Source organism: Burkholderia sp. BCC0398, from assembly GCF_902833245.1.
GTDB classification, from domain to species: Bacteria; Pseudomonadota; Gammaproteobacteria; order Burkholderiales; family Burkholderiaceae; genus Burkholderia; species Burkholderia sola.
Genome location: NZ_CADFEM010000019.1, coordinates 54,227 through 74,128, shown reverse-complemented (window position 1 = coordinate 74,128; position 19,902 = coordinate 54,227). Strand labels below are relative to the sequence as shown.

The following is a 19,902-nucleotide window of genomic DNA, read 5'->3' as shown; positions in this document are numbered from 1 at the left end:
TCGTCGACATGTGCGAATCATGCTCGGCGTGTTGGCGCTCGTTACCTGGTTACTGATTGCGCCTATTGCTTACCTTGATGCGCTCGGATTCTGGAATAGCACGGAGCCCGTGTTCATCGCCGCGTTTGTTACGGCGCTACTGTTCTTGGCGGCTGTACGTTCGACGTGCACTCGACGTGGAACGTGGAGCGCACTACGTCGTGCGCAACGCGGTTTGCACCGTTTCGGCATGTGTGTCTATTTCATTTGCATGCTGTTGATGATCGTGATCGTCGGGAACTTCGATTCGTCGGCGGCCGGGTTGGCGGAATCGGCTTTCGACTTGTGTTTCGACGGAATGGTTGCCGGCGCAACGTTGTACTTCTGGAGCCTACTGGCGCTGCCGGTCTTATATATTCTCGCCCGCACTGAATCGGCGTGGAAGCAGCGAGGTGCGCGATGACCGCTCGAACTCGCGTTCTGCACCGTTTAGTCGTGGCCGTGTCGCTGGCGTTGCTTGCGTGGATCGTTGGCGGTGTCCTCGCTCGCCAGGCACACGCGCAGGAGTTTCTGTCGCCCGAGCAAGCGTTCCGCGTTCGCATGACCGAAGAACGTGGCGCTGTCGTCCTCCATTTTGCGATCGCTGACGGTTACCGACTTTACGGCGACCGCTTCCGGGTCGCGAGTGATGACGGCCGCGCGCACCTCGGTTCAATTCAGCACCGCGCCGGCAAGGTCGTCGCTGATCCGAGTGCTGGGCGTCCGGTTGAGGTGTTCGAGCGAGAAGTGACGTTGCGTGTGCCGGTCAATGCTCGCGAGATGTTCGGCCTCACGGTGACCTATCAAGGCTGTGCAATCAACCAGATCTGCTATCCGCCGATGCAGCGGACCTTTCCGGTGATTGCTGCTGCACTGCTGTCGCAGTCGGAGGCGTCGCGATGACGGCCGTCCGTTCTCCCTTCTCGCGTGCCCAGTACGCCTATGCGGTCTGTACGACAGACCCCGGTTCGCCAAAGTGGTTCAGCCACCTCCATGCCGCTCGGCACCACGCGATAGCACCCGCTCGCGCATGCGTCGGCATCCACGATGGGGAATTCCCGCCCCTGACTGCCGATATCCCGATGCTGCGCGACGCCTTCGAGGGTGCCGTGCTTGAGATTCACCAAAGGCAGCGCCGTCAGATCGATGGCGATGTTGCCGAAAGAAACCCCCTCTGTTCCCGGAATCTTGGCGGAGGACAGGAACAGAGGGCTCCAGGTCCTGCGCGAGCGCAGGCGTAAACGTCCCGTAGACCGGGCACTCGTTGTTAAGCGGGGATTGTAATGAAATTTTCGAAACGCCCTACACCAAGCGGTTTATCGATCGCGATCGCCGCGGCGATCGCATCGATGGCTGGTCCAGTGCATGCTCAGACGTCCGGAGACGGTGCGCTTTCAGATGGGAATGGTGCCGTTGCCTCTGGCGATTATTCCGTTGCGATCGGCACGGCGGTTACCTCTGCCGGGCCGCGCTCGTTGAGCTTTGGTTACGCGTCGACGGCGGCCGGAGCCGATTCGATCGTGCTCGGGACGTCCAGCACCGCGCAGACGAATGCGGTAGCGGTCGGCAATACGACGGCGGCCGGTACGAATGCAACGGCAATGGGTTCCGCCGCCACTGCCGCGGGCAATGGTTCCGTCGCGATCGGAACCGGCGCCGTCGCGAACAATTCGCAGGATGTCGCAATCGGATCGGGATCCACGACCGGCGCCGCGCATCCGCTTAGTAGCTTCGGTATTGCTGGTGAGAACTACTCGGTGGCGGGATCAACGTCCAACGGGGTGGTGAGTTTCGGTGCGCCGCAAAGTCCGAGGCAACTGACTAATGTTGCCGCCGGCGCCGTTAGTGCAACAAGTCTCGACGCCGTCAACGGATCCGAGCTCTATCACATGGGACAGGCAGTTGGGAGTCTCTCAACGTCGACGAGTCAGTCCGTGACGTCGCTGTCGACTGCGACCGCCAACAATGCCACGGGAGTTGCCGCCGTCTCTTCCGGACTCGCTACGCTGTCAACCACCGCCTCACAATCTTTGTCGTCGCTATCGACGGGGCTCTCGAGCAACACGGCCAACGTCACGAGCCTGTCGAGCAGCTCGGCATCGGGCTTTGGATCGCTCTCAACCGGACTGTCCGTTATCGGCACGACGGTCACGAGCTTGTCCACGAACACCGCTGCCGGGTTCGTGTCGCTCTCGACGTCGACCGCACAAACGATCGGAAGTCTGTCGACGGGCACGGCCAGCGCGATTGCGACGTTGTCGACTACGACAAGCCGATCGATCTCGTCTCTTTCGACTGGCCTGGCTGGCGACGGCGCGACACTCTCGGCAATGCAGTCTGCTTTGGCTGCAGGGACCGTTGGTCTGGTTCAGCAAACAGGCGGTGCCGGCACGGGCGCGATCACAATCGGCGCCAGTACCGGTGGTACGGTGCTCAACGTCGCCGGCAACGCGGGCGCGCGGCAGGTCAAGGGTGTGGCCGCAGGCACAGACGCTACCGATGCGGTCGACCTGCAGCAGCTGCAGAGCGTGGCGGCTCAGGCAGGCGCAATCGGCTCGAGCGCGGTCGTCTACGACGATGTGTCCCACGCGCGCATCACCTTTGGTGCGGTGGGTGTGCCAGTCACTTTGACCAACCTCGCGAACGGCTCCGTGAACGCCGGCAGCACGGACGCGGTCAACGGCCGGCAACTCTATGCCGCGCAGCAGGCGACGAATGCCAACAGTGGTGCGATCGCCGCACTGTCTACTTCAACGCAGGCGGTCACGTCGTCGCTTTCGACGGGCGCGGTTAATAGTGCGGCCTTGTTCGGAAGCTTTTCATCCAGCACGGCTGCTACTTTCTCGCTCCTGTCGACTGGCTTGTCCGCGACCAACGAAAGTGTGTCGTCTCTCACGTCGAGCCTGGTGGCCGGAACCGTCGGGTTGGTCCAACAGACCGGCGGGACCGGCAGTGGCCCGATCATGGTCGGGGCCAACACCGGCGGTACGGCCCTCGACGTGGCCGGCACATCTGGACCGCGTCAGGTCAAGGGCGTTGCCGCGGGCATCGACGGCACCGATGCGGTCAACCTGCAGCAGCTGCAGAGCGTGGCAGGCCAGACGGGCGCAATCGGCGCGAGCGCAGTTAGCTATGACGACGCGTCGCATACCCGCGTCACGCTCGGTGCATCAGGGTCGCCTGTGACCCTGACCAACCTCGCGGACGCCTCGTTGAACGCGAGCAGCACCGACGCTGTCACGGGTCGGCAGCTCTATGCTGCCCAGCAGGCGACGAACGCAAACGTCGGCGCGATCGCTGCCCTGTCCACGTCAACGCTGGCGGCAGCGTCCTCGCTTTCCACGGGCATCGCCAGCAACGTCGTCTCGATCGCGAGCCTGTCGACCAGCACGACCACGGCGCTTTCTACTCTCTCGACCGGCGTCTCCCATGGCCTGGCGTCGCTGTCGACCGGCTTGTCCTCGGCCAACGCCGGCGTATCAGCCCTCGCGTCCAGTCTTGCGGTCGGGACTGTCGGGCTGGTGCAGCAGTCCGGCGGCGCAAGCACCGGCACGATTACGGTCGGCGCCGGCACCGGAGGCATCGCGCTCGACGTCGGCGGAACTGCGGGCGCGCGCCAGATCAAGGGCGTAGCCGCCGGCACAAACGCCACCGACGCGGTCAACCTGCAGCAACTGCAGGGCGTAACGGCGGCTGTGGGCGCCGTCGGCGACGGCGCAGTCTCCTATGATGACTCGACGCATTCGCGCGTCACGCTCGGCGACCCCGGCGTCGGATCGCCCGTCGTGCTCACCAACGTCGCAGACGCGGCACTGACGGCCACCAGCACGGACGCCGTGTCTGGTCGGCAGCTTTACACCGCCAACCAGGCGATCAGCGCCAACGCGGTCTCGATCGCAATGCTGTCGACGTCGACTGGCCTCGCCGTGTCGTCGTTGTCCACCGGCGTCGCCAACGGCGGGGCGACGCTGGCCGCGCTGCAATCGGGACTGGCGGCCGGTACGATTGGCCTGGTGCAGCAAGCCAGCGGTTCCAGCACGGGCACGATCACGATCGGCGCCAGCACCGGCGGTACGGCGTTTGACATCGCCGGCACCGCCGGCGCGCGCCAGGTCAAGGGCGTAGCCGCCGGCACTGACGCCACCGATGCGGTTAACCTCCAGCAGCTGCAGGGCGTGGCGTCTCAGGCCAGGGCGCTCGGCGCGAGCGCGGTCGCCTACGACGACGCCTCGCATACGCGGGTCACATTCGGCACGGCAGGTGCGCCCGTCGCCCTAACCAACGTCGCTGATGGGGCCTTGACGGCGAACAGCACCGACGCGGTCTCGGGACGTCAACTCTATGCGACGAACCAGAGCGTCTCCGCCCTGGCTGGCCAGCTCGCTACGGGTACCGTCGGACTCGTGCAACAACGCGGCGGCTCGAGTGCCGGCGCGATTACGATCGGTGCCGGCACAGGCGGCACCAACATCGACGTCGGCGGCCTGGCTGGCGCGCGCCGCGTCTCTGGTGTGGCAGCGGGTGTGAATGTCACCGACGCCGTCAATGTCGGCCAGTTGAACCAGGTTATCGGTACGGTCAATACGATCGCCGGTAACGCGCTGTCTTACGACGATCCCACGAAGCTCAGCGTGACGCTTGGAGGGCTCGGAGCCGGGACGGCCGTCACCATCCATAACCTGGCGCCCGGCGCGTTATCAGGAACCAGCGCGGATGCGGTCAACGGGGCTCAGCTCTTTGCCACGAATGCGAACGTCGCCGCCAATACCAGCGCGATTGATGCACTTTCTGTCCGACTTGGCGCGATCCTTCCGTCGAGGTTCAGCCAGAGCCTCCCCGAGCCCGGCCAGGGCAGCCTTAAATATGCCGCGTTCAACAGCACCGGCGCCGGTTCAGTTGCAACCGGCACGGATGCGACGGCTATCGGCAGCAATGCGGTGGCCACCGGCGATCGCAGTGTTGCACTCGGCGTGGGTGCCGTTGCCCAAGGCAGCGGCTCGATCGCGGTCGGCAGCGGTGCGAGCACAACTGGCGCCAATGCCGTGGCGCTGGGCGCCGGCTCAGTGGCCGACCGCGACGATTCGGTGTCGATCGGCAACTCGGCGACAAGTACGACGCGAACACTGGCCAATGTCTCGGCCGGAACGGCCCCGACCGATGCCGTCAACGTCCAGCAGCTGAACGACACGGTGACGAACCTGAGCAACCGCATCGAACACGACCGACGTGACGCCAATGGCGGCATCGCCGCGGCTGTCGCGATCGCCAGTCTGCCCCAGGCGCCGGCGCCGGGAAAGAGCATGGTGGCCATCGGGGGCGGGACGTACGGCGGGCAGTCCGCCATGGCGCTCGGCATTTCAACGTATGCCGGCCACTGGATTCTGAAGGCGAACGGCTCGACCGATACGCGCGGCACCGTGGCCGCCGGTGTAGGTGCGGGATTCGTCTGGTAACCAAGGAGATCACCATGAATTCGAAACTTCCTGCTGGACCGGACGTGGTGAGAGGCATCGGCCTGCGCAATCCTGAGGTGCCGATTGCTTTCGAGCGCGCGCTGCAGGCTCGCGTCGACTACGCGATGGCGATCTGCACGACCGATGAGGGATCCGAAGCGCGGAACGCACTCCTGAAACGGGCACGCTATGGGGCGAGCGATCTCGGCCGAGATCTTGTCCTGGTCGGTGCCGACGATCTCGGTTGTTCGCCGTTGCTCGCCGACGTGCCCGTGTTGCGAGACGCATTCGAAAGTGCCGTCGACTGGGCGCAGGTCGACCAGGCCAACGCCGAGGCTGAACTGGCGGAGGCCTTGGCTGAAGCCGAGAACGAGCTGGCGCGAGAGAAGGCGGCCGACGAGCGACGTGCCAACACGAAGGCGGCAATCGAAGCCGGCGATTGGCCGGCGCTGGATCTCCCAACGCCCGACGCCTTCGTGCAGGCGCTGGCCGCGGGCAAATCGGTCGACGTCGACGGGCACTGTTTCGACTTCGTCAGCGGCGAAGGTCTGTGGTGTACGAATCCGTATGGCGTCGATGCCTATTTCGGAGACGCCATACCGTCGGTCACCTACGCCCGTGAACTGCTCGGTGCGATTGCGCTCGGCACCGTATTCGGCGACGTCCCGCCTGACAGCGATTGAGCCACCCCATCCCCATACCGGAGCTTCCCATGCCCGATCAGGTGTTTCGAAGTGGCAAACCCGTGACAGCACACAGCATCGTGTCGGCCGCGATCGCTGGCGACATGACGGCCGACGAGGCCGTGGAACTCGTCCAGTTGCTGATTGAGGCCCGCGCGCGCGGCCTAGATGTCCGAGAGGCCGATCCCCGCTCTGCCAAAGCGCCCTTGAGGGGCTCGGCCAAGCGCTCAGCCGCCGTTTAAACCAGGAGATCTGGCATGCAGAACTTTGAATTAGACGGGTTGGAATACGAGGCGGGAAGCAATAGTTTCCTCGCGAAACTGCCAGCTGCGCACGAGGCAAAGACACGTCCGCTCTGCCTGTGCTCGACCCCACCGATTCCGATGTACATCGCACGTTTCGAGGGGCGGTATCAGGTCAAGCGTATGCCCGGTACCGGCGCGAAGCACAAGCTCGGCTGCGACTCGTACGAAACCCCGCCCGGCCTGAGCGGTTACGGCGATGTAGAGGGGTCGGCCATCGTCGAGGATCCGGAATCCGGAGAGGTCACCCTCAAGTTCGGTTTCGCGTTGGCGAAAGGTGCCTCGCGGGAGATGCCGGAGCCCTCTGGCGACGAGCCTGACAGCATCAAGACGGATGGCAAGAAGCTGACCTTGCGGGGTTTGCTGCACTACCTCTGGGAACAGGCCGGCCTGAATCGCTGGTCGCCGGCCATGGCCGGCAAGCGGAACTGGTCTGTGGTCCGCAAATATCTGCTGTTGGCCGTCGCGGGCAAGAATGCGAAGAAGATGAGCCTCGAGGACATGCTGTACGTCCCTGAGATGTTCGTCGGCGACCAGAAGGACCGCATTGCCCAGCGACGCACCGAGCATCTCGCCCGGATTTCTGTTTCCGAATCCGGGAAGCCGCACTTCGTGCTGGTGATCGGTGAGCTCAAGGAAATCGCGACCGCTCGCTTTGGCTTCAAGCTGGTCATCAAGCATCTACCCGACTATGGCCTGATGGTCGACGAGAAGACCAAGAAGCGGGTCGAGAAGGTCTTCGCGTCCGAGCTCGAGATCTGGGCGGCAACGGAAGGCACCCACCTCATGGTCATCGCCACCGCGAGCCTGTCAGCGGCCGGTATCGCCACCGTCCAGGAGGTGTCGATGATGCTGACCAACGAATCGTGGATCCCGTTCGAATCGCTCGCCGATAACGCGCTTCTGAAGGCGTTGGCCACCCGTCGTTACCAGAAGTGCCTGCGCTACAACCAGACCGCTAAGCATCCAATCGCCACGGCGTTATTGACTGACGCCGAGCGCGGTACGGCGCTCTATGTTGTGCCGGCCGACGTGTCGTCCGGCTACCAGTCCGAGCTAGACACGCTTATCGCGGAGTCGGAACTGGATCCATGGATCTGGCGGCCGGGGACCGAAGTGATGCCCCCGCTTCCCCTGACCGCCTTCGACGCGGCGCGGAAGGCCCAACGGCAACCGCGGCCGCTCGCATCGGCAGCGGCCACGAATGCCCTAGCGGTACCGGGCTCCGCGATTGCGCGCGAGCTCGAAAACAGAACGCGCACGGTGGTTAAGGCGCCCGAAACGGAACCGGATTCGACTCCGCTGTTCGCCGAACCACCGGTCGTCGATGAGCCGCCCCCGAGGTTCGATGATCAACCGCCCTATACCGATGAGGATCGACCGGCGAATTGGTTGTGAGTGCAACTGGTCATGGAATCGCCTAGTTCCGCTGGACTGAAAGCGATTCTTTTGGAATGTTGTGTAGCACTAACGAATACGGAGGACTGGATAGGCCAGTCAAAAAAAACGCCCCGATTGCACTCGGGGCGCGACCAATATGACGTACGACAGGGACCTTCGGCGTCGCAGGCGTCAAACCAGAAAGTTCGGATTCTAGAACAGAAGCGTGCCCTGTCAAGCGTCATCTATGTGACAGCAACTTAACGAATCAGCACATCAGATGATGATCCAGAACAACATTGGCCGTATTGTCGGTGAGGCATTGAAAACAGATGCAACGGCGCTGCCGCTCCGCCCCGTGGTAGCGGCTGGCGGCGACCCCGATATCCAAAATTCGAGGGTATCGGGTACGGACTGAACCAGCTCATGACTCGGCTGATTCCCGGTACGTCGCCGAATCTGGCGCACGCCCCGATGAATCCGACCTGTCCGGCCGCCAGCGACGACTGGATGGCCGCGCCTACGCACGCCCCCCGTCGACGCGCGTCGCTGCCCGAGCGCGTTTGGCCGGCGGATATTCCGTGTCCGGCGCCGGCGAACAGCCCCCGGCTGCTGCGCGAGTTGAAGTTGCGCCTCGGCCGATATCTCGAAACGCCGCAGGCCTGGTTGCCGGCCCTGAACGCTGCCAATGGAAGCCGCCGCCAGCAGCGCAGCGAGCGCCGTATAGCGTGCGTGCAACTGGTGCGAGCGCTCGTCAAATTTTGTGATGTCTCGACGTTGCGTATTGCAGTGCCGGCGCAGAGCGGCTGGGTGGATTTCACCCTGCCCTACCTGGCCGAGCAGGCGGGTCTCTCGGTGCGCCGTGCCGAGCGCGCGCTGCGCGACCTGGTCACCGCACGGCTGGTGAAAAGCCGGCCGCAGTGCGAGGTGGCGGTCGGCGACGAAGGGCCGCGCTATCGTGGGCTTGCCGCCATTCGCTACGTGACGCCTGCACTGTTCGAACAATTCGGCCTGGGCAAGTGGCTGCGCCATGAGCGCACTCGCGCCCACCTGCGTGCGCAGCGCCGGCGTAATGCCGCGCGCAAGTCCGAGCGGAAGGCCCATGCCAGTGCCGGCCAGCTGCGCACGCTGCTCACCGACAAACTGGCCGCTGCTCAGGCCAAGGCCGTCGCTCGGAGCACGCGCTCCGACGACGATCGTCGTGCCGATCTCGAGCGCGCGATCATGATCCGCGCCGGCGAACTCAAAGATATCTACCCGGACTGGGACCGCGACCGGTGTTTCCGGGTCGCGCATAACCAGCTCGCCCCACCCGCCTAGCGTCCAAACGGTTTCCTCCTATCTATCGCTACCGCGAGGATGGCGCTTGCGCGGATCCGCCGTCGTGCCGTCTTCTGCCGGTATTTGGTGTCTCATTCGCTGGTTTTCGGTCTGGATTCTGACGCCGTGTCGCCGCCTGGCCGTTCGCAACTGTGGATAAGTGCATTTAACTGTCGGGACGGCTCGCCGTTAAGTGTCGGGGCTTAGTCAGAACCCATCTCTACCTATACCCCATATCCACCCGCGGCAATGCCGCGGTGTCACGCGGGCTCCGCCCGCTTGGCAGGAAACCCCCACGGGCTGCATGCGCTTTCCACCGGCAGGCCGTAAGCGCTACGGCGGCCGCTGGCCGCCGCACCGCTAACGGCGCGACAAAAGATTTCGGGGCGCGTCAGAGCCGCACCCCGAAATCAGCGCGCGCGCGTGCGCGCCCGGCTGCCCGCAAGCACCGTCGACTATCCCCGGCAGCTTAGCTTTCAGAGAGGGGGACAATCTGATTGCGCAACTAACGGTCAAGCGGATCGCCCCCGCCGAAATTTTCCCCTGCCACTCCACGCCCCAAATGTCTACAAGAACGGGGCCGCCCTCAACCCTCGTGGAATCCGCACAATTCTGTTCAGCCCGTGCCTGAGCGCGATACTCTGTTGGAAGAGCAATGGTTATGGGAGACGACGATGTGCTACTCGGCCAAGATCCAGGCGAACTATCGAGAGTACGTCCGACGTTACGGCGCCGACATGGACATCGAGACGTTCCGGCGCATCTTTTTCGCGCGCGCATCCGGCGCCGACATCAAGATCCCGAAAGCGGTCGACGCAGCATTCGCTGGTGTCGATGACGAAATCTCGGCCGCGATCGCAGCGTTTCGTAGCCAACGAACACGGGACCTGGAGACCGATCTGTTCGAGCAACGAGCGCGCCTCGCCGCGGCCGAGAAAGAGCTCGCCGTGAAAATCACGAAGAAGGCCAGCGAGGACGTCCGGATCGCCACGAACAAGATCGAGGCGGCGACGCGCGGGCTCAACGAGCTTCGCCGGCAGGACCTGCAGGAGCGTGATTCGCGGATCTTCCCCGGCTGGTATGCGCCCGTGCTGATCGAACTCGACGGCAAGCGCCTGGTCGTGCCGATGCGGTATCGATGCCGGATACCGGGCTGGACTGAAGCGGACGAAAAACAGAAGCCGGCAACCTATAACGCGCGCTCGGATTCGCTCGCCACGGCCTGGCGCAAGGTTTTCGGCTTCACGCATGGGCTCGTGCTCGTCGACGCTTTTTTCGAAAACGTGAAGCGCGACGGCCAGAATGTCGTGCTTCGCTTCGACCCGACGCCCGCGCAGCACATGCAGGTCGCCTGCCTGTGGACCCGCACCGAGATCCCTGGCGCCGACGATTTGTGGTCCTTCGCGGCGATCACCGACGACCCACCACCGGAAGTGGCGGCTGCTGGACACGACAGATGTATTGTCCCCATTAAATCCTCGAACGTCGACGCCTGGCTCGCACCGGATCCAAGCCAGCGCGCGCAGCTGCGCGAGATCCTGGCCGACCGCGAGCGGCCGTACTACGAGCACCAGCTCGCAGCGTAAACGCGGGGGTTGGAGGGGCGGTTATCTCTGGCATATACTGTATAAACATACAGGTATTTTGCGTAACTGACCCCATGCACCCCGCCCTTGCCCATCCCGAGGCTATACACCCGGCCCTCTGGCGAGCCAGCCAACTGGCTCGCTCCAGCACGCGTGGCGTTGACACGGGCCATCCGGAACTGACGGCCGAACTGCCCGGCGGCGGATGGCCAGCCGGCGCGCTGATCGAGTTGCTCGCGCCGCAGCCTGGAATCGGCGAGCTTCGGCTGCTGGCGCCGGTGCTCGCACGCGCGGCCGGCAAGCCGGTCATGCTGATCCAACCGCCGCATGCGCTGCAACCGCTGGCGCTCGCGTATTGGGGTATCGATCCGTCCGGCTTCGTGATGCTGCCGGCACCGCGCACGGCCGATGCGCTGTGGGCCGCCGAACAGGCGCTGCGCGCCGGCACGTGCGCGGCTGTGTTGCTCTGGCAACCGCATGTCCGTGCGGACGCATTGCGACGGCTCAACCTAGCCGCGCAGAGCGGCCAAGCGCTGTTCTACCTCTTCCGGCCGGCGGCCGCCGCGCGCGACGCGTCGCCGGCACCCTTGCGGCTCGCGCTGGCGCCCAAGCGTGACGGCGTCGACGTCACGTTCGTGAAGCGCCGCGGACCGGCACGCGATACGCCCCTGTTCGTTCCCGTGTCCCCCTCGCCGATTTTGTTGAACCGTCATGCAAGTCTGGATCGGCGTGCATCTGCCGCACCTCAACCTCGAAGTGTTCCGGCCGCGATCGCCGGCGCCGTCGTCTGACGATGCGCGCGGGCTCGTCGTGCTCGAGGGCGGCCGCGTCGTGGCGCTCGATCGCGCCGCACGTGCGCTCGGCGTGGTCGCCGGCATGCGCCGAGGTGGCGTCCTGTCGCTCGCGCCGGACGCGCAGATCCGCGAGCGCGACGCCGCGCGCGAGCGCGAGTTCGTGCTCGGGGTTGCTTATGCGCTCCTGCAATTCACGCCGAGCGTTGTCGACGCCGAGGAAGCCGTCGTGGTGCTCGACGTGACCGCGAGCCTGCGCCTCTTTCACGGCGTCCGCGCGCTGCGCCAGCGCGTGCGCGACGTCGTCGCGTCGTTCGGCGTCACCGCGGCGATATCGGTCGCATCGTCGGGCCCGGCCGCGTGGATGGTTGCCCGGGGCCTGCGCGGCGGCCTCGCGCTGTCCGCGCGATCGCTGCGCCGCGCGCTCGCGCGCGTGCCGCTCGTCGTAGCGCCGGACGCCCGACGCTACGCGAACTGGTTCGAGGATCTCGGCTGCGAAACGCTGGCCGATCTGCAGCGCCTGCCGCGCGCCGGGCTGAAAAAGCGCTGCGGCACGCAGTTGCTCGACTGGCTTGACCAGGTCGCCGGCACCGCGCCGGCCGCCTACGACTGGCTCGAAATGCCGCCGTCATTCGATACGCGCGTCGAACTGATGGATCGCGTCGAGCACGCCGAGGCGCTGCTATTCGTCGCGCGCCGGCTGATCCTGCAGCTGACTGGGTGGCTCACCGCGAAGCAGCTGGACGTCGCCGCGTTTGCGCTGCTGCTCGAGCACGAGCGCGGCCGGGACGCGATCGCGCCGACCGAAATCGAAATCGCGTTGGGCGCCCCTACCCGCTTCGAGGAACACCTCACGCGGCTCGTCAAGGAACGACTCGGCCACGTCGAGCTCGCCGGGCCCGTGATCGCGGTTCGCCTGGTCGCCCGTAGCGTGCAGGAAGCGGCCGCGCCGAGCGACTCGCTGTTCCCGGACCCCGGCGGCACACCGCAGGATCACGCGCGGCTGCTCGAACTGCTGACTGCGCGGCTCGGCGCCGAGAACGTGCTCGTCCCGGCTCCCATGGCCGACTACCGTCCGGAGCCGGCCGCCCGATGGGTGCCGATGCGCGACGCGCCGAAGCCGGCGCCGCTGCCCGCGGATCTGCCGCGCCCGGCCTGGCTGCTTGCCAAGCCTGTGCCGCTGCTCACGCGCCAGCATCGGCCGTTCTACGGCACGCCGCTGCGCATGGTATCGCCCGGCGAGCGCATCGAAGGCGGCTGGCAAGACGGGCAGACCGTGACGCGCGACTACTTCGTCGCCGAGGACGACAACGGCGTCTGCTACTGGATCTACAAGGAGCGGCCGACGGCCAGCGACGAGAGCGAAGCGCGCTTCTTCCTGCACGGCCTGTTCGGCTGATCCATCATGGACGCCGGCAGCTTCGGCGCCCTGCCCGCCTATGCGGAACTTCAGGTCGCCTCCGATTTTTCGTTTTTACACGGCGCGTCGCGCGCCGAGGAATACGTCGCGCGCGCGGCGCAGCTCGGCTACAGCGCGATCGCGATCACCGACGAATGCTCGCTCGCCGGCGTCGTGCGCGCGCACGTCGAAGCGAAGGCGGCGAACATGCCGCTGATCATCGGCTCGCACTTCCGGCTGACAGGCGCCGACGGTGCCCCCGCGCTCGCCTTCACCGCGCTCGCGATGAACCGCGACGGTTACGGCAACCTTTGCGAATTCATTTCGCTCGGTCGCATGCGCGGCAAGAAAGGCACGTACCGGCTGGCGCCGCTCGATCTCGAGCACCCAGAAGCGCCGTACACCCACCTCCGCAGCCTGCCCGACTGCATCGCGATCCTGTCGCCAGACTTCCCGGCCAACGAGCAGCGCCTCGACGCGCAGGTCGAATGGTTCGCACGCGTGTTCGGCGATCGCGCATGGGTCGCGCTGACGCTGCACGCACGCGCGATGGACGACATCCACCGCGGCGTGGTCGAGCGCGTCGCCGCGCGCCACGGCGTGCCGGTGGTGGCCACCAGCTGGCCGCTCATGCACGTGCGATCGCGCAAGCCGCTGCAGGACGTGTTGACGGGGATCCGGGTCGGCCGACCGGTATCGGAGTGCGGATACGAGCTCGCGCCGAACGCGGAACGTCACCTGCGATCGCGTCTGCGGCTCGCCAACCTCTATCCCGCCGGCGCGCTCGAGGAAACCGTACGCGTCGCGCGGCGCTGCACGTTCTCGCTCGACGATCTGAAGTACGAGTATCCGGATGAACTGGTACCGGCCGGCACCGACCCGGCGACGTACCTGCGCGAGCAGACCTACATCGGCGCGCGCCGGCGCTTTCCCGCCGGCATCCCGATCGACGTCCAGACGCAGATCGAGCACGAGCTGCAGCTGATCGCCGACCTGAAGTACGAGGCGTATTTCCTGACCGTCTACGACATCGTGCAGTTCGCGCGCGAGCAAGGCATCTTGTGCCAGGGGCGCGGCTCGGCTGCGAACTCGGCAGTCTGCTACTGCCTCGGCGTGACCGAAGTAGATCCGTCGCGGCAATCGATGCTCTTCGAGCGATTCATTTCCAAGGAACGGAATGAGCCACCCGATGTTGATGTCGACTTCGAGCATCAAAAGCGGGAAATCGTCATGCAGTACATCTACCGCAAGTACGGCCGCGATCGCGCAGCGCTGACGGCCGCCGTCACCACGTACCGACCGCGCAGCGCGTTGCGGGAAGCCGGCAAAGCGCTCGGCGTGGATCCAGCGATCGTCGATCGCGTGGCGAAGCAGCACCATTGGTTCGACTCGCGCGCCGATCTGCTGCAGCGGTTTGCGGAGGCAGGCCTCGATCCCGGAGCGCCGCTGAACCAGCAGTGGGCTGGATTTGCCGCGCAGCTGCTCGGGTACCCGCGGCACCTGTCGCAGCACTCGGGCGGCTTCGTGATCAGCCGCGGCAAGCTCACGCGCCTTGTGCCGATCGAGAACGCAGCAATGGAGGATCGCTCGATCATCCAGTGGGACAAGGACGACATCGAGGCGCTTGGCATCCTGAAAATCGACGTGCTCGCGCTCGGCATGCTGTCGATGGTGCGCCGCGCGCTCGACATGATCTCGGAGAAGCGCGGCGAGACGTTCGAACTGCAGGACATCCCGGCCGAGGATAAGGCGACCTACGACATGTTGTGCGACGGCGACAGCATGGGCGTGTTCCAGGTGGAATCGCGGGCGCAGATGTCGATGTTGCCGCGACTGCGGCCGCAGTGCTTCTACGACCTGGTGATCGAAGTCGCGATCGTGCGGCCGGGCCCGGTGCAAGGCGGCATGGTGCATCCGTTTCTCCGTCGGCGCCAAGGGCTGGAGCCGGTCACGTTTCCGTCGGAAGGCATGGAGAAGGCGCTGGCGCGTACGCTCGGCGTGCCGATCTTCCAGGAGCAGGTGATGCAGGTCGCGATGCTGGCGGCCGGCTTCTCTGCCGGCGAGGCCGACCAGCTGCGCCGCGCGATGGCCGCATGGAAGCGCAAGGGTGGGCTCGAGCCGTACCACGAACGGCTCGTGAGCGGCATGCTCGAGCGCGGCTACGATCGCGAGTTTGCCGAGTCGATCTTCGCGCAGATCAAGGGGTTCGGCGAATACGGCTTCCCGGAGAGCCACGCGGCCAGCTTCGCGCTGCTCGTCTACTCGAGCGCATGGCTGCGTCGACACGAACCGGCCGTGTTCCTGGCTGCGCTGCTCAACAGCCAGCCGATGGGCTTTTACACGCCGTCGCAGCTGCTGCAGGACGCGCGGCGCAGCGGCGTTGAGGTGCTGCCCGTCGACGTCAACGTCAGCACATGGGATTCGGCGATCGAAGGGCCGACGACCTCGGCGCCCGTGCGTCTCGGCTTCTCGCTATTGCGCGGCATGCGCGAGGACGTCGCCGGCCGCATCGAGCTCGCACGCGCAGCGCGCCCGTTCGTCGACGTCGCGGACCTCGCGCGCCGTGCCCGGCTCGATCGGCACGACCTGCAGGTGCTCGCGCGCGCGAACGCTCTTCGCTCACTCGCCGGCGGCACCCGACGCGCGGCGCTTTGGCTCGCGGCCGCTGCCGTGCCTGATCGCGACCTGCTGCGCGGCACCGAACGCGACGACGCGGTGCCGGCGCTGCCGCAAGCATCGGAGGGCCACGAGATCGTAACGGACTATCGCGCGATGGGCTTCACGCTCGGCCGGCATCCGCTGGCGCTGCTGCGCGATCGCCTCGCGCTTGATCGCTTGCAGTCGGCCGAGCAGCTCGCAACGCTGCGCAGCGGGCAGCTCGCACGCGCGTGCGGACTGGTCACGGTGCGACAGCGGCCGGGCACGGCGAACGGCGTGCTGTTCATGACGCTCGAGGACGAGACGGGCCAGGTCAACGTGATCCTCTGGCCGGGCCTGCTGGAGAAGTTTCGAAAGGAGGCGCTCGGCGCCGCGCTGCTCGCCGTGTACGGCGTGTGGCAGGCCGAAGGCAAGGTGCGGCACCTGATCGCGAGCAAACTCATCGACAGGACCGAGTTGCTCGGCGCGCTACCGACGACGGCGCGGGAATTCTGTTAAGCGATCATCACCAAACTAGAAGCCGCGTCACTGCCCGGCGAATACCGCCTCTTTTTCAGGCCGCAATCGCGCCACGCGACGACGCACGCACGACATGTACCAGGTCGTTCTTGTCGATCATCCAGCTGACCAAGAAGCCCTCTTTCACGAGTTCGTCGAGCGCCTTCTTCAAGTTCGCGCGAAAGTGGAACAACTCTTTCGTCTGCGAGCCGCACTGACGATGAAGGAAACGTACGGAATGCGCGAAAGGCACTGCATGCGTGTGGTAGTACGTATGCAACCATTTCGACAACTCATATCGCAGTCGCTGACGCTGCTCGCGCGCCAGCCGCGTGTAGTCGTCGTCAGAGAATAGCGCGACGATTTCTGGTTCGACGTACGCCACCCACCGCGTCTTGCCGTCAGTTCCCGTTTCGGTGCCTTCCTTCCACAGGAATTTACGGATCAACGACCCGACAAACCCCTTTTTGTTGCCCGTGAAGCGGACCTTGACTTGCCCCGCTTGCAACCGTTCCAGCGTCGTCACGAGCCTGTCGTAACACTTTACCGACGTGCCCCAGCCAAGCGACTTCAACACGCTGTAGCCTGTGAATTCCACCTTCTCGTTCAGCTGAGTATCCCGGGCCAGGTGAAGCACTTCAAGAAAGACGTCCGCGTCGTCCTGTCTCAGTTCTTCCCCGCTAAACGAAATTTCGACGCCATCAACGCTTGCGATAAGCGCCTTCTCCATTCGGATACGCGGCGCGTTCGATTTGTTCACGTTGAACAGAGCCGAGCGCGCGAGGGCGTTTGGCATCCCACGAACGTTCGCCGGCCACAGTGGAATCTGTGTCGGATGAGATTGCGTTTCCACACCCGCGCTGCTAGCGCGTGCTGCGATCGCTTTCACCTGGTCGACGATGGAATTTGCCATGCGAGAAGTATAAGTACGTGAATTTCGCCATCAAGACCCTTGTCTCGTCTCTCCAGCGATGGTTCAGCAAAAAAACTACGGGACTATCGTGCCTCCAGCGAGGTATCACAGCGCACTCGTCACTGCAGCGATGTTCCTCGTTCCTCCAGCGTGATGCCCCTATCGTGCTTCCAGCGTGGTCAATCGTGCCTCCAGCGAGGTAACACTCGTATTGCCAGCGATGCCGCTATCGTTCTTCCAGCGAGCAGGCCTTTCAAAAAACACCTTTGCAATCAAATGGCTACCGCTGTTGTCCACAGAGCCTAATCTTCTTTTAATCTTTTTCTAATCGACCTGTCCATCGTTGTAAGCACGATACCTCCGCGCCAAAAGTGCAGCGCCGACACGGTAGATCATCGCTGGAAGAACGACAGTGTTGAACAAAGAGGCCGTCGCGGCCATCGCTGGAGAGACGACCCTGCCATATCAGCATCGCTGGAAGAACGACACGATACCGCCAAGCTGCCCCGACGCAAGGTGAGTACACACTCTCACGCTCACGCCCGTCCCATATAGCGCATCGCTGGAGGAACGTTACCCTCCATCGCTCCAGAGACGAGTCCGCGCTACAGGACCACGCTGACTTCCATCGCTCCATAACCGATAGTCGTGTCCCCTGCCCGTGCACCTTCCCATCACAAGAGCAATGCGCCCCAGCGTCATCCAGGGGCCCACTCCGATATCGACCCCAACCCGTTACGCGGAGGAGCAACCGCCCTATTCCTTCGGAAATAGAGCCAAGATCTTTTCGCTGATCTCTGCCGCGACGTCCGGAGCCAACCCCTTCAGCTTCAACTCGATCCGGCCATCTTCTTCAAACGACTTGAACTCGCCCTTCGCTCCACGGAAGGTCAGTTGCTCGCGCGTCGACCTGGGCCGCCGAACCGTCCCTTTCGCAGCAGCTTTACGGCGAGCAGCGACATCGCGGTAACCCATCCCGCTTTTAGCCGCTTCGGCGATAAGGTCGAGGGTCTCCTCTTCCCCTTTCACTTCCCAGAATTCTCGAATTGCGTTCAGCATTTTGAGTGAGAGAAGTTCCGGATATTCCGCGGCGGCTTGAACGATCTTGCTCGGCAGTTGGGCAAGCGACAAAGTCCGGCTAACATGATCTTCCCCGAGCCTCAGCGCTTTGGCCAGAGCCGCTTGTGTCGGATAGATCTTCCGCGATATCAATTCCTTCCATTTGATCGCGTCATCGAGCGGGCTTTGATCCTTGCGCTCTACGTTCGCAGCGCGGGCTTCCTCATACAGTTCCCGCTCACTTGCTGGTTTGGGGCGAATCTCAAGCCGCAACGTAGGAAGACCTGCCGTTCGAGCCCCGCGAAGGCGCCTCTCTCCGTCAATGAGTACGACGTCGCCCGCTTCATCCTGATACGCACTCGCAGACTGCCCCTGCCCTCGGGCCGCGAGCGACTCAGCCATCTCAGATACAGAAGAGGCTGTATAGATGGCCCTTGGATTGACAGAATTCGATTTAATTTTGCCAACCGGAACTTCATACGTTTGCCCGATTTCATATCTAGGAGGCTCTTGGCTCGAGCCAACCCCGCCCCCACGAAGCTGGGAGATAGTTGCCACTGGCGGCGCCATCCGCGGATCGCCCACGATGGGAGCCAACGAAGCGGCATCCTCCACCGCCGCAACTCGCTCGACCGCCACTGCTTTTTTCTTAAAAGTAGCCATTACTTGACCTCCGCACCGTTGATCCGTTCGATGATTTCCCGATAGACCGCCTCCATCTCATCGATCGCCTTCTTCGACCGATCACGGCCCTTCAGCTCATGAACGGCCCGGCCGGTTTTGCCGGTCGCACGCCAAGCTTCTCTCTGCGGAATCTGGGAATCGAAAAGTCGAATGTCTTCGCTCTTCAAATATGCCCGCAATTCCGCAGTCGCCTTCGATCCTTCGACCGGCGACACCCGAGTGAGCACCACGTATGCGGGGATCTCACCGCTTTCATGCCGCGGCCCCATGTCTTTAAGGGTCGCGAAGACATTCAACGTCGACTCCACTTCTTGTTGATCAGGCCCGCACGGCACCAGCACGAGATCGGATAACAGTGCGCATTCCAGCATCGTCCGATAGTTCTGCGCGCCGATGTCAACCACGACGAGGGTGTACTTGTTGGCAAGGTTTGCCAGTTCGCGGGCCGGATTTGCCGGGAGAGCGAGCACTGGAATGGCTGGTGTAACGCCCTCTTCGTTTCGAATTCGCGACCAACTCATCGCAGAACCCTGCTTATCAGTATCGAGAAGAACGACATCCACTTCTTCCGCGGCAGCCAGAGCTGCTATGTGCGTTGCTAACCGCGTCTTAGCAACACCTCCTTTTTCCGCCCCAATCGTGATGACCATTTCACCTCCACTGGAAAGTGTTTGTTTCAACGCTCGGAGTTTTATTCTTCAGTCAAAATAAGTCAATCAAATCACCATATTTTTTTGTGATCTTTATAAAATGTGGTCAGGTAACAACGATTCGGATCGAGAATGCCACCGTCTTGGCCCGAGCCAAGATCGCAATCCGATGTTGAATGATTCGCCATGGACCGCACTTCTGAACGGTCTTGGCTCGAGCCAAGACGGATTTCCATAGGGAGTGTCACAAAATGTCCAAGAGTTGGCTCGAGCCAAGATCTCGCGGAAGTAGCTCACTGAGATTGCCGTGGTTACGATTGCCGCCGATCCTGAACAGTTCATTCACCCTCTGGTCGACCGGTCTTGGCTCGAGCCAAGATCGTCTGTCCTGGTCAAACGCCCCACGCAACGGGCATATAGATTGCCCACATACCTACAAAGCGAGGAGGGCATATGGGGCGGTGGACAACTGAGCGCGGCATCCGTGCCCGGACGCAAGTACCCGAAA

At 63.9% G+C, this 19,902-nt stretch carries 15 protein-coding genes; 12 read left to right on the top strand and 3 right to left on the bottom strand.

Going from position 1 to position 19,902, the window contains the following annotated elements; genetic code table 11:
* Nucleotides 1-19: 19 nt before the first annotated feature.
* From HWX76_RS31635 to HWX76_RS31580, 12 genes are all read left to right on the top strand, one after another.
* Nucleotides 20-442: a hypothetical protein gene (locus HWX76_RS31635; RefSeq protein WP_027811098.1), complete on the top strand. Its 423-nt coding sequence runs from the start codon at nucleotides 20-22 to the stop codon at nucleotides 440-442.
* Nucleotides 439-921, top strand: a complete 483-nt coding sequence (locus HWX76_RS31630) for a protein-disulfide reductase DsbD N-terminal domain-containing protein (RefSeq protein WP_034175799.1) — start codon at nucleotides 439-441, stop codon at nucleotides 919-921. Before HWX76_RS31635 ends, HWX76_RS31630 begins: the two co-directional genes overlap by 4 nt.
* Nucleotides 922-1,301: 380 nt before the next feature.
* Nucleotides 1,302-5,471: a YadA-like family protein gene (locus HWX76_RS31625; protein WP_089487623.1), complete on the top strand. Its 4,170-nt coding sequence runs from the start codon at nucleotides 1,302-1,304 to the stop codon at nucleotides 5,469-5,471.
* A 14-nt stretch (nucleotides 5,472-5,485) separates the two neighbouring features.
* The gene (locus tag HWX76_RS31620; RefSeq protein ID WP_089487622.1) at nucleotides 5,486-6,154 is read left to right on the top strand and encodes a hypothetical protein; all 669 of its coding nucleotides are present in this window, start codon (nucleotides 5,486-5,488) and stop codon (nucleotides 6,152-6,154) included.
* Between the two features lie 29 nt (nucleotides 6,155-6,183).
* Nucleotides 6,184-6,396 (top strand): hypothetical protein, encoded by a 213-nt coding sequence (locus HWX76_RS31615; protein ID WP_034192229.1) that lies wholly within the window; start codon nucleotides 6,184-6,186, stop codon nucleotides 6,394-6,396.
* 15 nt (nucleotides 6,397-6,411) lie between these two features.
* Entirely contained in the window at nucleotides 6,412-7,854 is a 1,443-nt protein-coding gene (locus tag HWX76_RS31610; protein ID WP_176016865.1) for a DUF1173 domain-containing protein, read from the top strand.
* Nucleotides 7,855-8,116: 262 nt separating this feature from the next.
* Nucleotides 8,117-8,254: a hypothetical protein gene (locus tag HWX76_RS31605; RefSeq protein ID WP_153260042.1), complete on the top strand. Its 138-nt coding sequence runs from the start codon at nucleotides 8,117-8,119 to the stop codon at nucleotides 8,252-8,254.
* A gap of 8 nt (nucleotides 8,255-8,262) precedes the next feature.
* Nucleotides 8,263-9,156 carry a hypothetical protein gene (locus HWX76_RS31600; protein WP_027811104.1) on the top strand — a complete coding sequence of 298 codons (894 nt, stop codon included), beginning with the start codon at nucleotides 8,263-8,265 and terminating at the stop codon, nucleotides 9,154-9,156.
* 674 nt (nucleotides 9,157-9,830) lie between these two features.
* On the top strand, nucleotides 9,831-10,742 hold the full coding sequence (locus tag HWX76_RS31595; protein ID WP_089487620.1) for an SOS response-associated peptidase family protein: 912 nt from the start codon (nucleotides 9,831-9,833) through the stop codon (nucleotides 10,740-10,742).
* A 74-nt stretch (nucleotides 10,743-10,816) separates the two neighbouring features.
* Nucleotides 10,817-11,533 carry a translesion DNA synthesis-associated protein ImuA gene (gene imuA, locus HWX76_RS31590; protein WP_089487619.1) on the top strand — a complete coding sequence of 239 codons (717 nt, stop codon included), beginning with the start codon at nucleotides 10,817-10,819 and terminating at the stop codon, nucleotides 11,531-11,533.
* Nucleotides 11,454-12,932, top strand: a complete 1,479-nt coding sequence (locus HWX76_RS31585) for a DNA polymerase Y family protein (protein WP_176016864.1) — start codon at nucleotides 11,454-11,456, stop codon at nucleotides 12,930-12,932. The genes imuA and HWX76_RS31585 overlap by 80 nt, the downstream gene beginning before the upstream one ends.
* A gap of 6 nt (nucleotides 12,933-12,938) precedes the next feature.
* Complete coding sequence (locus HWX76_RS31580; RefSeq protein ID WP_089487618.1) at nucleotides 12,939-16,088, top strand: error-prone DNA polymerase; 3,150 nt, start codon at nucleotides 12,939-12,941, stop codon at nucleotides 16,086-16,088.
* A 55-nt stretch (nucleotides 16,089-16,143) separates the two neighbouring features.
* On the opposite strand, the gene trfA is transcribed toward HWX76_RS31580, so the two are convergent.
* The 3 genes from trfA to HWX76_RS31565 form a co-directional block, all read right to left on the bottom strand.
* Nucleotides 16,144-17,001: a plasmid replication initiator TrfA gene (gene trfA / locus HWX76_RS31575; RefSeq protein WP_089487617.1), complete on the bottom strand. Its 858-nt coding sequence runs from the start codon at nucleotides 16,999-17,001 to the stop codon at nucleotides 16,144-16,146.
* A gap of 756 nt (nucleotides 17,002-17,757) precedes the next feature.
* Nucleotides 17,758-18,723, bottom strand: coding sequence for a ParB/RepB/Spo0J family partition protein (locus tag HWX76_RS31570; protein ID WP_089487616.1), 966 nt, complete (start codon nucleotides 18,721-18,723; stop codon nucleotides 17,758-17,760).
* Entirely contained in the window at nucleotides 18,723-19,394 is a 672-nt protein-coding gene (locus tag HWX76_RS31565; RefSeq protein ID WP_089430219.1) for an AAA family ATPase, read from the bottom strand. Before HWX76_RS31565 ends, HWX76_RS31570 begins: the two co-directional genes overlap by 1 nt.
* Between the last annotated feature and the right edge of the window lie 508 nt (nucleotides 19,395-19,902).